This is a genomic window from Streptomyces sp. CNQ085 (genome assembly GCF_022614595.1).
Lineage (GTDB): Bacteria > Actinomycetota > Actinomycetes > Streptomycetales > Streptomycetaceae > Streptomyces.
Genome location: NZ_JAJFAU010000006.1, coordinates 1 through 14,230, shown reverse-complemented (window position 1 = coordinate 14,230; position 14,230 = coordinate 1). Strand labels below are relative to the sequence as shown.

At 70.7% G+C, this 14,230-nt stretch carries 13 protein-coding genes and 2 pseudogenes; 10 read left to right on the top strand and 5 right to left on the bottom strand.

Annotated elements, in window-relative coordinates; all coding sequences use genetic code 11:
- Nucleotides 1-209: 209 nt before the first annotated feature.
- A pseudogene (locus LJ221_RS02380) lies at nucleotides 210-839 on the bottom strand (MFS transporter); the annotation flags it as partial.
- A gap of 106 nt (nucleotides 840-945) precedes the next feature.
- Between LJ221_RS02380 and LJ221_RS02375 the strand changes: the two are divergent.
- The gene (locus LJ221_RS02375) at nucleotides 946-1,620 is read left to right on the top strand and encodes a pirin family protein (protein WP_241713282.1); all 675 of its coding nucleotides are present in this window, start codon (nucleotides 946-948) and stop codon (nucleotides 1,618-1,620) included.
- A gap of 182 nt (nucleotides 1,621-1,802) precedes the next feature.
- Here LJ221_RS02375 and LJ221_RS02370 read toward each other — a convergent pair whose 3' ends face one another.
- A complete protein-coding gene (locus LJ221_RS02370) occupies nucleotides 1,803-2,621 on the bottom strand; it encodes a serine hydrolase (RefSeq protein WP_241713280.1) in 819 nt (272 codons plus the stop codon).
- A gap of 106 nt (nucleotides 2,622-2,727) precedes the next feature.
- Between LJ221_RS02370 and LJ221_RS02365 the strand changes: the two are divergent.
- Nucleotides 2,728-3,219, top strand: a pseudogene (locus LJ221_RS02365) (MerR family transcriptional regulator).
- Nucleotides 3,220-3,286: 67 nt separating this feature from the next.
- On the opposite strand, the gene LJ221_RS02360 reads toward LJ221_RS02365, so the two are convergent.
- A complete protein-coding gene (locus LJ221_RS02360) occupies nucleotides 3,287-4,186 on the bottom strand; it encodes a DUF4429 domain-containing protein (protein WP_241713278.1) in 900 nt (299 codons plus the stop codon).
- Nucleotides 4,187-4,482: 296 nt separating this feature from the next.
- On the opposite strand from LJ221_RS02360, the gene LJ221_RS02355 reads away from it, so the two are divergent.
- Nucleotides 4,483-4,968, top strand: coding sequence for a peptidase inhibitor family I36 protein (locus tag LJ221_RS02355; protein WP_308314703.1), 486 nt, complete (start codon nucleotides 4,483-4,485; stop codon nucleotides 4,966-4,968).
- On the opposite strand, the gene LJ221_RS02350 is transcribed toward LJ221_RS02355, so the two are convergent.
- The gene (locus tag LJ221_RS02350; protein ID WP_241713277.1) at nucleotides 4,949-5,770 is read right to left on the bottom strand and encodes a potassium channel family protein; all 822 of its coding nucleotides are present in this window, start codon (nucleotides 5,768-5,770) and stop codon (nucleotides 4,949-4,951) included. The two genes, LJ221_RS02355 and LJ221_RS02350, sit on opposite strands and share 20 nt — an antisense overlap.
- A 60-nt stretch (nucleotides 5,771-5,830) precedes the next feature.
- Between LJ221_RS02350 and LJ221_RS02345 the strand changes: the two genes are divergently transcribed.
- Nucleotides 5,831-6,121 carry a small hydrophobic protein gene (locus tag LJ221_RS02345; RefSeq protein ID WP_241713274.1) on the top strand — a complete coding sequence of 97 codons (291 nt, stop codon included), beginning with the start codon at nucleotides 5,831-5,833 and terminating at the stop codon, nucleotides 6,119-6,121.
- Between the two features lie 131 nt (nucleotides 6,122-6,252).
- Here LJ221_RS02345 and aceE read toward each other — a convergent pair whose 3' ends face one another.
- The gene (gene aceE / locus LJ221_RS02340; protein WP_241713273.1) at nucleotides 6,253-8,985 is read right to left on the bottom strand and encodes a pyruvate dehydrogenase (acetyl-transferring), homodimeric type; all 2,733 of its coding nucleotides are present in this window, start codon (nucleotides 8,983-8,985) and stop codon (nucleotides 6,253-6,255) included.
- A 420-nt stretch (nucleotides 8,986-9,405) separates the two neighbouring features.
- Here aceE and LJ221_RS02335 point away from each other — a divergent pair, with 420 nt between their 5' ends.
- From LJ221_RS02335 to LJ221_RS02310, 6 genes are all read left to right on the top strand, one after another.
- Nucleotides 9,406-9,846, top strand: a complete 441-nt coding sequence (locus tag LJ221_RS02335) for a DUF3052 domain-containing protein (protein ID WP_093654740.1) — start codon at nucleotides 9,406-9,408, stop codon at nucleotides 9,844-9,846.
- Between the two features lie 141 nt (nucleotides 9,847-9,987).
- Nucleotides 9,988-10,446 (top strand): peroxiredoxin, encoded by a 459-nt coding sequence (locus LJ221_RS02330; protein ID WP_241713272.1) that lies wholly within the window; start codon nucleotides 9,988-9,990, stop codon nucleotides 10,444-10,446.
- Between the two features lie 104 nt (nucleotides 10,447-10,550).
- Entirely contained in the window at nucleotides 10,551-11,126 is a 576-nt protein-coding gene (locus LJ221_RS02325) for a TerD family protein (RefSeq protein ID WP_241713271.1), read from the top strand.
- A gap of 143 nt (nucleotides 11,127-11,269) precedes the next feature.
- On the top strand, nucleotides 11,270-11,848 hold the full coding sequence (locus tag LJ221_RS02320) for a TerD family protein (protein ID WP_241713270.1): 579 nt from the start codon (nucleotides 11,270-11,272) through the stop codon (nucleotides 11,846-11,848).
- A 71-nt stretch (nucleotides 11,849-11,919) separates the two neighbouring features.
- On the top strand, nucleotides 11,920-13,071 hold the full coding sequence (locus tag LJ221_RS02315; protein WP_241713269.1) for a DUF475 domain-containing protein: 1,152 nt from the start codon (nucleotides 11,920-11,922) through the stop codon (nucleotides 13,069-13,071).
- A gap of 146 nt (nucleotides 13,072-13,217) precedes the next feature.
- On the top strand, nucleotides 13,218-13,976 hold the full coding sequence (locus LJ221_RS02310) for a Tellurium resistance (RefSeq protein ID WP_241713268.1): 759 nt from the start codon (nucleotides 13,218-13,220) through the stop codon (nucleotides 13,974-13,976).
- Nucleotides 13,977-14,230 lie beyond the last annotated feature (254 nt).

Below are 14,230 nucleotides of genomic sequence, written 5' to 3'. Positions count from 1 at the left end.
AGCCGGAGGTTCGCTGCCCGCGGGCCGGAACACCGGCCCGGGTGGCCGGCTTCCCGGCCGGGCGCGGACGGGAACTCAGGAGGCGGTGGAGTCCGGCGGCGGCGAGCTGGAGGGCCGCGATCCCCAGTAGCAACAGGTGCGGTGGCAGCCCGGCCATGGCCCCGGCGAGTGCCGAACCGCAGGCCGCCGACGCCGACGAAGGCCAGGGAGGTGGCGGCGGTGGCCGCCCGCAGCTCCCGCACGCGCCACGCAGCTGTCAGGCCCGCCCCGAGACCGGCCCGCAGCCCCCTGCGGGACTCCGGGCCGGGCGGCGCGGTCCCGTCCCCGCCTTCGCCCGGATTCGCCCGCCCGTACGGCAGCACCGCCGCGGTGGCGGCCGCACCCGCCGCCGAAACGGCCAGCAGCAACACGGCCGGGGCGGGCGAGGCCAGCGCGGCGATCACGCTCACCAGGGCGGGACCGGCCACCGAAACGGCGTTGTAGGTGGCCGCGTCCAGGGCGTACGCGCGGTCGCGGTCAGCACCTTCGGGCACCAGACGGGCCACCAGGCCGGACAGCCCGCCGGTGGCCACCGGACCGCAACCGCCGCCGAGGGCGGCGACGGCCAGTACCACGGGCAGGGGAGCGCGTCCGGTGATCGCCGCCAGCACCGCGATGCCGGCCGCCATGCCGCCCAGCGCACCCGGGTAGAACAGCCGTGGGCTGCGGGCCCGTTCGGCCAGCGCCCCCGTCAACGGCGCGACCAGTACGTGCGGCGCCATCCAGGCGGTGAGCACGAACGCGCCCTGGGCGGCGCTGCCGGTGCGGTGCATCGCCAGCATCACCACGGCCACCGCCATACCCGCTTCGGCGAGCCCTTCCTCTGGACGGCCCTGTTCCGCCGGGAGGCGTGAGGGCCTACGGCCCGTCGTGTGGGATGTCGGACCGTCCGCGTACCGTGGAGGAATGCTGCACATATGGCGCGATGCGGACCGTTATCGGGGCGGGGACCCGGCCGCCGGCATCGATACACGGCACTCCTTCTCCTTCTCCGGCTTCTACGACCCGTCCAACACGCGCTTCGGACTGCTGGTCGCCTGCAACGAGGAACGGCTCGCGCCGGGCGCGGGCTTCGCCGAGCACCCGCACGCGGACGTGGAGATCGTCTCGTGGGTGGTCGAGGGCGAGCTGACCCACGAGGACTCGGCCGGCCGCCGTGTGACCGTGCGGCCCGGGGACGTGCAGCGGCTGAGCGCCGGCCGCGGCATCCGGCACGTGGAGCGCAACGCGGGCGCCGAGCCGCTGCGGTTCGTGCAGATGTGGCTGGTGCCGGGAGTGTTCGGGGGCGAGGCGGAGTACGAGGTCGTACGCGGCATAGCCGACGGCACCCCCTACGCCCCGGCCCGTGCCGACGCGGTGCTGCACGTGCGGCGGCTGGGTGCGGGGGAGCGTACCGCGGTGCCGGACGCGCCGTGGGTGTACGTGCACGTGGTGCGCGGCGGGCTGCGTCTGGACGGTGAGCCGCTGGAAGCGGGTGACGCGGCGCGGATCACGGGCGCGCGGGGGCTGGAGGCGTCCGGGAGCGATGCCGGGGCCGAGGCGCTGATCTGGGAGATGCACTCCGAGCCGTCCTACGGCTGAGGCGGCCGGGCCCGGGCCGCCACCGCTGTCCCGGCCCTCTTCGGTCTCCAGCGCCCGTACGCCGGCGAGGCGGGGGTCCTGCCACCGCGTCCACCGCCCGCTCCGGGTGCGGGTCTGGGCGGTGCCGTCGAGTCCGGCCTCGCTCCGGGCCGCCCGTCCGCGGCGGTCGGGCGGCGCCGGCCTCAGTTCCCGCGCAGCTCGGCCAGCACCGCGTCGGTGAACGGCGGCCACGCCTCGATCGCCCAGGGGCCGAACGCCCGGTCCGCCAGGGCCACACAGGCGGCGCCCGCCTCCGGGTCCACCCACAGGAACGTACCGGCCTGCCCGAAGTGGCCGAAAGTGCGCGGTGAGGAGGAGGCGCCGGTCCAGTGCGGGGACTTGCCGTCGCGGATCTCGAAGCCCAGGCCCCAGTCGTTGGGCTTCTGGTTGCCGTAGCCGGGCAGGACGCCGGGGAGACCGGGGAAGACCGGGGACGTGGCCTCGGCGACGGTGCGCGGATCCAGCAGGCGCGGGGCCTGGATCTCGGCGGCGAAGCGGACCAGGTCGGCCAGGGTGGAGACGCCGTCCTTGGCCGGGGAGCCCGGCAGATCGGTGGCCGCCATGCCCAGGGGGACGAGGACGGCCTGGCGCAGATACTCGGGGAAGGCGATGCCGGTGGCCCTGGTTATGTGGTCGCCGAGCACCTCGAAGCCGGTGTTGGAGTAGATCCGGCGGGCGCCCGCGGCGGCCGTCGTGCGGTGCTCGTCGAAGGCCAGGCCGGAGGTGTGGGCGAGCAGGTGCCGCACCGTCGAGCCCTCGGGACCGGCTGGCTCGTCCAGCTCGATCGCGCCCTCCTCGACGGCGATCAGCGCCGCGTACGCCGCCAGCGGCTTGGTGACCGAGGCGAGCGCGAAGCGGTGATCGGCGGGGCCGTGCGTTCCGGCCACCGTGCCGTCGGCGCGCACGACGGCGGCCGCCGCCGTCGTGACCGGCCAGTTCTCGATCGTGCGCAGGCTGTCCATGCCCCTGAGCCTAACGTGGGGTACGGCGGGCCGGGGCGGCGGGATTTCGCTCCTGCCGTCCGCTTGCCCGGAGCGCACTCGAACTCCGTGGCGTTCACCCATGACCATGACGCGGACACAGGGACGGATAGGGACGGACACGGACGCCGGTGGGGAGGCCGGGGAACCGCGGAAGGACGTGTGCGCGGCGGCCGAAGCGTCCCGTCCGCGGCCGGACGGGCGGGACCGCTACACGATCGGCGAGGTCGCCGCGATCACCGGCCTGAGCACCCACACGCTGCGCTGGTACGAGCGGATCGGGCTGATGCCGCCCATCGACCGCTCGCACACCGGGCAGCGCCGCTTCACCAACCGCGGCCTGGACTGGCCGGCCCTCGTCGGCAAGCCGCGCCTGACGGGAATGCCGGTGGCGGACATGGTGCGCTACGCGGAACTGGTGCGCGCGGGGGACCACACCTTCGAGGAGCGGCTGTAACCGCTGCGCGCGACCCGCGAGGACGTCGGGCGCCGGATCGAGGAGCTGTGGAGCACACCGGCGGTCCTCGACTTCAAGATCGATTTCTATGCGGACGCACGGCGGGCGCCGGAGAGATCCTGAAGGAACCGGATGGGCCGCGAGAGGACCGAACGGGCCGGGTGGGCCGTGCGGATCGCCGCGGCGGGGATCACAGCTCGGCGAGGAGCTCGGCCTTCTTCGTGCTGAACTCCTCGTCGGTGAGCAGCCCGGCCCCGTGCAGCTCGCCCAGGTGCCGGATGCGGTCGGCGATGTCGGCGGGAGCGGGCCGGACCGTGGTGACCGGGTCCGCCGCGCGGGGGGCGGGAGCCGCCGCCGTCTCCGGAGCCGCGGCGGGTCCGGCGGCCCGTACCGCCTCCAGCACCGAGGCCGCCAGCGGCAGCGACTCGTGCACGAGGCCGTAGCCCAGGCCGAAGACGACGGCGGCCGGGTCCTGGTCGGCCTCCGGGCGCTCCCGGTCCTCCGTCTCGCCGCGGCGGACCAACCGCAGGTGACCGCCCACGACCTCCGGCGAGCGCCACCGGACACCCTGCAACTCACCTACGGGGAAAGACTGGTCGCCCGCCTTCCACTTCGCCGAGGAGGCTCCGGTCCAGAACCAGCGGAAGGACACCGTCCGGCCGTCGAAGGAGACCTTGCCGTCATACGCCTTGAACTGCAGCGGAGCGGCGGGAGCGGCGACCAGGTGGCGGTCGGCCGGCTCCTGCGCCCGGGGACCGAGAAGGGAGAGCAGCTCGCCGACCCGGGCGGCTGCCAGGGGCTCTTGCTCGGCGGGGAGCACCAGGCGGTAGGGGTCGCTGGTCTCCCTGAGCTGCCCTGCGGCGACCTCCACCAGCGGATCGGCGCCCGGGCGAGGCTCGGCGCGCAGCACGACCGTCCCCCGTCTGGTGCCGGGGGCCAGCTCGACGGACCTCAGCGCCTCGTAGGGGACGCGCCGCTCACCGAGTACGTGGAACAGCTTCGGAGTGCGGATGCCCCGTTCGAAGCGGATGAGCGCGGAGTCGGTGTCGAACTCCCAGGAGGAGTTAATTCCGGCCAGTACGTCACCCATACGGGTCATCGTATGCGTCGGCGCCCGGGTCCTCCTCACCAGCCGCGCCGCATACGTCACGCCTCGTCCACCCGGTGGTGGGCGACCGTCACGCCGACCGTCCTTCCGTCACCCAGTTCGAAGTACCCGATGCGTGCCCGATATGTGCACGGAGTGGCGGAGATCTGTGGACGACCGGGCGGCTGTGGACAAACCCGTTACCCGTCCCGGTGAAACGGTCGGCCCGCTCTTGGCAGGCAGGCATGTCCGTGCCGAAGCTGATCGCACAGCGACCGACACACGGGGGAGAGGCCCACATGCGTCACATTCACCGCGCTCATCACGCCCGCCGTACCCGCCGTACCCGCCGCATCCACGGCGCAGCGGGCGCCCACCGCGTCCGTACGCACCGTGACCAAGGGTTCCGCCGGGCCGCGCTGTCCACGGCCCTGGCGGCGGTCGCCGCGCTGCTCACGTTCCTGACACCGCAGACGGCCGTGTCGGCGGCAGCACCGGCACCGCGCCTGGGGGAGTGCGCGGCCGGGGAACTGTGCCTGTGGGAGCGCGCGGACTTCAAGGGGCCGCGCCGCACCCACGAACTGGCGGACACCGACATCGAGAGCTGTGTGCCGCTGCCACGGGGCGCTTCCGCCGCCTCGCTGGCCAACCGCACAGGACGGCCCGTCACGGCCTACCAGAGCGCGGAGTGCGCCGGGACCGGCGAGTTCGACACCTACCCGTCGGGCAGCTGGGCGCCGCGGACGGACTATCGGGTGCGGGCTGTCAAGATCTGGGAGAGCTGACATGGTCCGCCCCGTCCGTCACCGTTCCGTCCGTCACCGTTCCGTGGCCGGGCCCACTCGGGCCCGCGAGCCCGCCCCGCAGCTCCGCGACCTCCGCCCGCAGAGCGCGTACTTCGGCCGTCAGGCCCTCGATCGCCGCGGTCTGCTGCCGCTCCGCGGCGTCCTCCTCCTCGAACCGGGCGATGAACCAGGCTGCGATATTGGCGGTGACAACACCGAGCAGAGCGATTCCGGAGAGCATCAGCCCGATGGCCAGCAGCCGGCCCAGGCCGGTGGTCGGCGCCAGATCGCCGTAACCCACCGTGGTCATGGTGGTGAAGGACCACCACACCGCGTCGCCGAGTGTCGTGATGTTGCCGTTAGGGGAGTTCCGTTCGACCTCCAGCACGGCCAGCGAGCCGAACACCAGCAACCCGAGGCAGGAGCCGGCCACATAGGTGGTCACCCGCACCCGGGAGGCCATCCGGGCCCGCTGCCCGACCAGCAGCAGGGCGGAGACCAGCCGCAGCAGTCGCAGCGGCTGGAGCAGCGGGAGCAGTACGGCCAGCAGCGCGAGGGGCTGGCTGCGCACGAAGGCCCACCGCCGCGGAGCCAGCCGGAGCCGCACCGCGTAGTCCAGTGCGAACGCCGCCCAGACCCCCCACTCCACACCCTTGCACACGTCCCGTACCCACGGAGCGAGGTCCGTGCGCACGATCGGTACGGCATAGGCGACGGCGAAGAGGACCGACAACAGCAGCAGTGGCCCCTGGGTCCGGCGCTCCCAGCATTCTTTGGCCTGTATATCCGCCATGCCCGGCATCGTACGGGGGGCCCGGGGTATCCGAAGCCACAGGCCGGTCCGACGACCCCGGGAGGGAAGATGACGGGCACGCGGTACTTCGAAGGCAAACGGCGCGGCGGCGGGGATCTCACCGGGGACGAGCGCTCGACGTTCGGCGTCATCGGCGCGGTCTGCGCGGTCGTCGGACTCTTCGTGATGGGCTTCGTGCTCGGTCCCATCGCCATGGTCTGCGGCTGGCTGGCCATGGGCCGCCACTGGAGCACCCGGTCGAAGGCGGCCGTGGTGGCCGTGGTCCTGGGCGCGCTGGACACCGTCTTCGGCCTGATATGGCTCTTCACCGCCTCCGGCTCATGGGGGCTGTGGCTGTGACGGCTGTGCCGACACGTGGCGCGTGGTCTGCCGGCACCTGATGTGCCGGTACGCGATGTGCTTCGGCCCCGGCGCGGAGGCCGGGGCCGAAGCACATCGGTGGGATCCGCGGTCACGTCCGCGGCCGGGGGTCAGGCGTCGCCGCCCGCCGGGCCCGGGTCGGCGGCGGCCACATCGAGCAGCCGGTACCGGTCGATGGCCTGCTTGAGCACCGAGCGGTCCACCTTCCCCTCTCCGGCCAGCTCGGTGAGCACGCCCAGGACGATCGACTCGGCGTCGATGTGGAAGAAACGCCGGGCCGCACCGCGGGTGTCGGCGAAGCCGAAACCGTCCGCACCCAGCGACTGGTAGCGGTTGGGCACCCAGCGGGCGATCTGGTCGGGTACCGAGCGCATCCAGTCCGAGACGGCCACCACCGGGCCCTCGGTCCCCCGGAGCTTGCGGGTCACGTACGGCACGCGCTGCTCCTCCTCCGGGTGCAGCAGGTTGTACCGCTCGACCGAGACGGCCTCCCGGCGCAGCTCGTTCCACGAGGTCGCCGACCAGACGTCCGCCCGGACGTTCCAGTCCTCGGCGAGGATGCGCTGGGCCTCCACGGCCCAGGGCACGGCCACACCGGAGGCGAGGATCTGCGCCGGGATCGACCCGGCCTCGCCCTGCCGGTACCGGTACAGCCCCTTGACGATGCCCTCGGCGTCCACGCCCTCGGGCTCGGCGGGCTGCTTGATCGGCTCGTTGTAGACGGTCAGGTAGTAGAAGACGTCCTCGGCATTCTCGCCGTACATCCGCCGCAGGCCGTCCTGCACGATGTGGGCGATCTCGAAGCCGAAGGCCGGGTCGTAGGCGACGCAGGCCGGGTTGGTCGAGGCCAGGAGCTGGGAATGGCCGTCGGCGTGCTGCAGCCCCTCACCCGTCAGCGTGGTGCGGCCGGCGGTGGCGCCGAGTACGAAGCCGCGCGCGAGCTGGTCGGCCATCTGCCAGAACTGGTCACCGGTGCGCTGGAACCCGAACATCGAGTAGAAGACGTAGACCGGGATCAGCGGCTCGCCGTGGGTGGCGTGGGCGGAGCCGGCGGCGATCAGCGAGGCCGTGCACCCGGCCTCGGAGATGCCGTCGTGCAGCATCTGACCGTTGGGGGACTCCTTGTACGCCAGCAGCAGCTCGCGGTCCACCGACTCGTAGGTCTGGCCCAGCGGGTTGTAGATCTTGGCCGACGGGAAGAAGGAGTCCATTCCGAAGGTGCGGTACTCGTCGGGGGCGATCAGCACGAACCGCTTGCCGATCTCCTTGTCCCGCATCAGGTCCTTCAGCAGCCGTACGAACGCCATCGTGCTGGCGACCTGCTGCTGGCCGGAGCCCTTCCTCACCGTGGCGTAGGTCTTGTCGCCCGGCAGTACCAGCGGCTTGGAGCGGTCCACGCGCCTGGGCGTGAAGCCGTCCAGCTCGCGCCGCCGGTCGTGCATGTACTGGATCTCCTCAGAGTCCTGCCCCGGGTGGTAGTAGGGGGGCAGGCCGGACTCCAGCTCCTTGTCGGCGATCGGCAGGTGCAGCCGGTCGCGGAAGCGCTTGAGATCCTCGACCGTCAGCTTCTTCATCTGGTGGGTGGCGTTGCGGCCCTCGAAGTTCGGGCCGAGCGTCCAGCCCTTGACCGTCTGCGCCAGGATCACCGTCGGCTGGCCCTTGTGCTCCCGGGCCGCCTTGTAGGCCGCGTACACCTTGCGGTGGTCGTGGCCGCCGCGTCCCAGGTGCAGGATCTGCTCGTCGGTCATGTTCTCGACCATCTTCCGCAGCCGGTGGTCGCCGCCGAAGAAGTGCTCACGGATGTACGCGCCGGTCTCGGTGGCGTACGTCTGGAACTGGCCGTCGGGGGTGGTGTTCAGCTTGTTGACCAGGACGCCGTCGCGGTCCTGTGCAAGCAGCGGGTCCCAGGAGCGGTCCCAGATGACCTTGATCACGTTCCAGCCGGCGCCGCGGAAGGCCGATTCCAGCTCCTGGATGATCTTGCCGTTGCCGCGCACCGGGCCGTCGAGTCGCTGGAGGTTGCAGTTGACCACGAAGGTCAGGTTGTCCAGACCCTCGCGGGCGGCCAGGGAGAGCTGTCCCAGTGACTCGGGCTCGTCCATCTCGCCGTCGCCCAGGAAGGCCCACACATGGCAGTCGGAGGTGTCGGCGATCCCGCGCGCCTGCATGTAGCGGTTCATTCGGGCCTGGTAGATCGCCCCGATCGGACCGAGCCCCATGGAGACGGTCGGGAACTCCCAGAAGTCCGGCATCGACCGCGGGTGCGGGTAGCTGGACAGACCGTCGGGCGCCTTCGACTTCTCCTGGCGGAATCCGTCGAGCTGCGTCTCGGTGAGCCGGTCCAGCATGAAGGCGCGGGCGTAGATACCGGGGGAGGCGTGGCCCTGGAAGAAGATCTGGTCGCCGCCGTCGCCGCCGTCCTTGCCGCGGAAGAAGTGGTTGAAGCCCACGTCGTACAGCGAGGCCGAGGAGGCGAAGGTGGCGATGTGGCCGCCCACCCCGATGCCCGGCCGCTGAGCGCGAGAGACCATCACGGCCGCGTTCCAGCGGGTCGCGTTGAGGATCTTGCGCTCGATCTCCTCGTTGCCGGGGAAGAACGGCTCGTCCTTGGTCGCGATGGTGTTGACGTAGTCCGTGCTGCGCATCTCCGGCACGGCCACACGCTTTTCGCGGGCGCGCTCGATGAGGCGGAGCATCAGGTAGCGGGCACGTTCCCGGCCCCGCTCGTCGACGGCGGCGTCGAGCGAGTCGAGCCATTCCCGGGTCTCCTCGGGATCGAAGTCCGGGACCTGGCTGGGAAGGCCACCAATGATGATCGGGTTGCGATCGGATCCGGAAGCCACGCTGTTCCTTCGCTGTTCGGTCTTGCTCTGCTGGGATGTCGCGCCGTCTCCCATCGTGTACCGCTGGGGCGGATACGTCATCTCTACCGAGGGGTAACCCCACTCCGTGAGACGCCCGGGTGCCCGGGCCGGTGCGGCCGGGGCGTGAGTCGGCCGAACGGCAACCCTACGCCCAAGAGAGCCGCGCTCCACGCACGGCCGTTCGACTCCGGTCTTATTCATCGTTGATTGGGGCAAACTAGGCATACGGGCGTGCCGCGCACCACAGCGGTTCAGGTGGTGTGCGGCGACACGTCAACGTTTGGGCGGGATCGGCGGCCGGGTACTTGCGCGATCGGTCCAGCCCGTGTGGACTACGCCCATTGCTCCGCGCGCCCGCGCGGGCACCACCTACTTTCGAAAGATGACAGGAGGCAATCCGTGAGCGCGACCGCGGACCACGCGGAGGAGCGGACCAACCCCGCCGCGAGGCTGGGTTTCCAGCCCGGGCAGGTGGTCCAGGAGCTCGGTTACGACGACGACGCCGAGCAGGCCCTCCGCGAGGGAATCGAGGCCATCACGGGCCAGGAACTCGTCGACGAGGACTACGACGACATGGCCGACGCCGTGGTGCTGTGGTTCCGCGAGGATGACGGCGACCTGACGGACGCGCTGGTGGACGCCATCACGTTGGTCGAGGACGGTGCTCCGGTCTGGCTGATGACGCCGAAGACCGGACGGCCCGGGTACGTCGAGCCGAGCGAGATCGGCGAGGCGGCCCAGACCGCTGGACTGGCCCAGACCAGCACCGTCAACGCCGGCAAGGACTGGACCGGAAACCGCCTGGTCACCCCGAAGACCGCCCGCACCGGCAAACGGTGACCAGCCACTGACGGCTCCCGGCCCCGAAGGCCGGGCCGAGCCCCCGTACGGCCCGGCCGTACGGGGGCTCGGCGCTCTTCGGAGGCCGTGGGGACCCTGCGTAGGGTGGAGGCGTCACCTATACCGAAGGGAAACCCGTCCATGGCGATCGAGGTGGGCACCAAGGCCCCGGAGTTCGAACTGAGGAACCAGCACGGCGAGACCGTGCGGCTCGCGGACTTCAAGGGTGAGAAGAACGTCGTCCTGCTCTTCTACCCCTTCGCCTTCACCGGGGTGTGCACCGGTGAGCTGTGCGCCCTGCGCGACGAACTGCCCCGCTTCGTCAACGACGACGTCCAGCTCCTGGCCGTCTCGTGCGACTCCCCTTTCACGCTGCGCGTCTTCGCGGAGCAGGAGGGACTCGGCTACCCGCTGCTGTCGGACTTCTGGCCGCACGGCGACACCGCCCGCGAGTACGGCGTCTTCGACGAGGAGAAGGGGTGCGCGGTGCGCGGGACCTTCATCATCGACAAGGAGGGCGTGGTGCGCTGGGCGGTGGTCAACGCGCTGCCCGACGCGCGTGATCTGAACGAGTACGTCAGGGCTCTCGAAAGCCTGTAGGACCGTACGGCGGCCGGGAACCGATCACTAGGATCGGCTCGTTATCGAACGGCATCCACGCAACGGGGGCACATCGTGCTCCTCATGACCAACCGGGAGGACTCGTGGGAGTCAGCCTCAGCAAGGGCGGCAACGTCTCGCTGACCAAGGAAGCCCCCAACCTGACCGCCGTGATCGTCGGTCTCGGCTGGGACGCCCGTACCACCACGGGTACGGACTTCGACCTGGACGCCAGTGCGCTGTTGACGAGCACCGAGGGGAAGGTCGTCTCCGACCAGCACTTCGTCTTCTTCAACAACCTCACCAGCCCCGACGGCTCCGTGGAGCACACCGGCGACAACCTCACCGGTGAGGGAGAGGGCGACGACGAGGTCATCAAGGTGAACCTCGCCGGGGTGCCGGCGGAGGTGTCCAGGATCGTCTTCCCGGTGTCGATCTACGAGGCCGAGACCCGTCAGCAGAGCTTCGGCCAGGTCCGCAACGCCTATATCCGCGTGGTGAACCAGGCTGACAACAGGGAACTGGCGCGCTACGACCTGAGCGAGGACGCCTCCACCGAGACCGCCATGGTCTTCGGCGAGCTGTACCGCCACGGCGCCGAGTGGAAGTTCCGGGCCATCGGCCAGGGCTACGCCTCCGGCCTGCGCGGCATCGCGCAGGACTTCGGCGTGAACGTCTGAGACCCGCCGGTCGTCTCCTGCCGCCGGTCGGTTGCACCCGATCCCGGCAGTCTCCGGCGCCGCAGACTTCCGTGTCCGGGAGGTATGCGGCGCCGGGTGTCCCGGGAACACTGGGCGCACCACAACGGGAGAGGAGCAGGAACATGGGCGTCACGCTCGCCAAGGGGGGCAATGTCTCCCTCTCCAAGGCCGCGCCGAACCTGACCCAGGTCCAGGTCGGTCTGGGCTGGAAGGCCCGCTCCAGCACGGGCGCGGGCTTCGACCTGGACGCCAGCGCGCTGCTGTGCGCGGGCGGCCGGGTGCTCGGTGACGAGTACTTCGTCTTCTACAACAACCTCACCAGCCCCGAGGGATCGGTCGAGCACACGGGCGACGAGCTGGTCGGCGGTACGGTCGGCGGTGACGACGAGACGGTCCTGGTGGACCTCACCAGGGTGCCCCAGCAGGCCGACAAGGTGGTCTTCGCCGTGTCGATCCACGAGGCCGAGACCCGACGGCAGAGCTTCGGCCAGGTCACCGACGCCTACATCCGCGTGGTGAACCAGGCCGACGGCAACGAGCTGGCGCGCTACGACCTGAGCGAGGACGCCTCCCGCGAGACCGCGATGATCTTCGGGGAGCTCTACCGGTACGGGGGCGAGTGGAAGTTCCGTGCCGTCGGTCAGGGGTATGCGTCGGGGCTGCGGGGCATCGCTCTAGACTTCGGAGTAAACGTTTCGTAAAGCGGGTCGCCCGGCGGCCCACACCGCCCAAGGCGTGGGGGGATCCCACCAGAGAGAAGATTGGGTAATCAGTGGTTCTAAGGACATTCGGCTGGTCCTTCGGTGTCACCGCCGCCGGACTCGTCGCCGCCTTCTTGTTCGGGGGGTGGGAGGCGTTCGCCCTGGTGGGGATCCTCTCCATCCTGGAGATCTCGCTTTCCTTCGACAATGCCGTCGTCAACGCCGGCGTGTTGAAGAAGATGAACGAGTTCTGGCAGAAGATCTTCCTCACCATCGGCATTCTCATCGCCGTCTTCGGTATGCGCCTGGTGTTCCCCATTGTGATCGTCTCCGTCTCGGCCCAGCTGGGGCCGATCGAGGCGGTCGACCTGGCGCTCAATGACCAGGAGCGCTACGAGCAGCTGGTCACCGACGCTCACCCGTCGATCGCGGCCTTCGGCGGCATGTTCCTGCTGATGATCTTCCTCAATTTCCTCTTCGACGAGGAACGCGACATCCACTGGCTCAAGGTGATCGAGCGCCCGCTGGCCCGCTTCGGCCAGGTCGAGGGCCTCTCGGTCGTCGTAGCCCTGATCGCCCTGCTGATCTCGGGATCCGTCCTGGGCACCCACGCCGTGCTCTACGAGGGGCACGCGGACGAGTCCGCGACGGTCTACCTCGCGGGTATCGCCGGTCTGCTCACCTATCTGATCGTCAACGGCCTCTCCAGTCACTTCGAGAACAAGATCGAAGAGGACGAGGAACAGCAGCACGAAGCCGAGGAGGCCGCCCGGCGCGCGGGCAAGGAGCCCTCGGTCGTCCTGCTCGCGGGCAAGGCCGCGTTCTTCATGTTCCTCTACCTGGAGGTCCTGGACGCGTCCTTCTCCTTCGACGGCGTCATCGGCGCCTTCGCCATCACCAACGACCCGGTCGTCATCGCGATCGGCCTGGGCATCGGCGCGATGTACGTCCGGTCCATCACCGTCTACCTGGTCCGCCAGGGCACGCTCGACGAGTACCGCTACCTGGAGCACGGCGCCCACTACGCCATCGGCGCCCTGGGCATCCTGCTGCTGGTCACCATCAGGTGGCACGTCAATGAGGTCATCACCGGCCTGATCGGTGTCGCGCTGATCGGCACCGCCTTCTGGACCTCGGTGCGGCACAATCGCAAGGACGCCCTGCGGGGCGGGGACGAGGGCGGCAGCCCGGCGCGGAAGCCGGAAGTCCCCTCCGGCGTGTGACGGCGGCCCGATTGCGGAACGCTCTGTCCGGGGGCGGTCACGAGGCGTCTCGTGGCCGTCCCCGCGGCAGACGCCGCGGACACGCAGACGGCACGGTCATGGCACGGTCACGGGACGGTCCGCTCGGGAGTTGGGGGTAGGAAGGCATGGTCTCCCTGTGGGAGAACTGGCGCGGTGGAATGCGCAGAGGCCCTAGGTTCGACACGGTCGGCGGCGCGTCGACGTACGCGATGGAGCTGACCAAGCGGCACTCGACGGTCTCGCTCACCAAGCAGGGCGCCGACAGCGGCCACCTGCAGATCAATCTCTCCTGGCGGATGCGCTCGTCCGACCTCGACGGAAGGCCGCGGCGCGGCGGCCTGTTGCGCAACCCGCTCCAGGCGTTCAAGCCCGAACCGGTGCAGGGGCACACCCGGGGTGTGGTGACGGTCGACCTCGACCTGGCCTGCATGTACGAGCTGAAGGATGGATCCAGGGGCGTCGTCCAGCCGCTCGGCGGACTGCTGGGGGAGATCAACGCGCCGCCGTACGTCAAGCTCAGCGGGGACGACCGGTTCGGCGGCTCGTCGGGCGAGACCATCTACGTCAATCTCGACCACAAGGACGAGATCAAGCGGCTGCTGGTCTTCGTCTACATCTACGACGGGACTCCGGCGTTCGACCGCACCCAGGCGGTGGTCTCACTGATTCCCAGCAACGGCCCGCGCATCGAGGTCGGCCTCGACGAACGCGCCCCCGAGGCGCGCTCCTGCGCGGTGGCGCTGATCGAGAACGACGCCAAGGGCCAGCTGGTGGCCCGCCGCGAGGTGCGGTACGTCTACGGCTTCCAGTCGGAACTCGACCGGCTCTACGGCTGGGGCCTGCAGTGGGCGCGCGGCTACAAGAACAAGGCGGACCGGACGTGACCGGCTGGCCGAGCCGGGGCGCGTTTCCCCGCCCTCGCGGGGGAGACGCGCCCCGGCTCGGCTAGCGACCCACGAACTGCGGCCCCTGCGGCGGCAGGGTGAAGGCCGGGTCGGGGGTGCCGGGCCGGTGGGCCGGGTGCCGGGCCGGCGGCGGGGGTACGTGCGGGTAGCCGTACGCCGGCCACGCAGGTGTGCGCCTCGTCCACGATCACCAGGTCGGGGCAGTGGCGGACGAAGTCCTCGCGGTGGCGGGC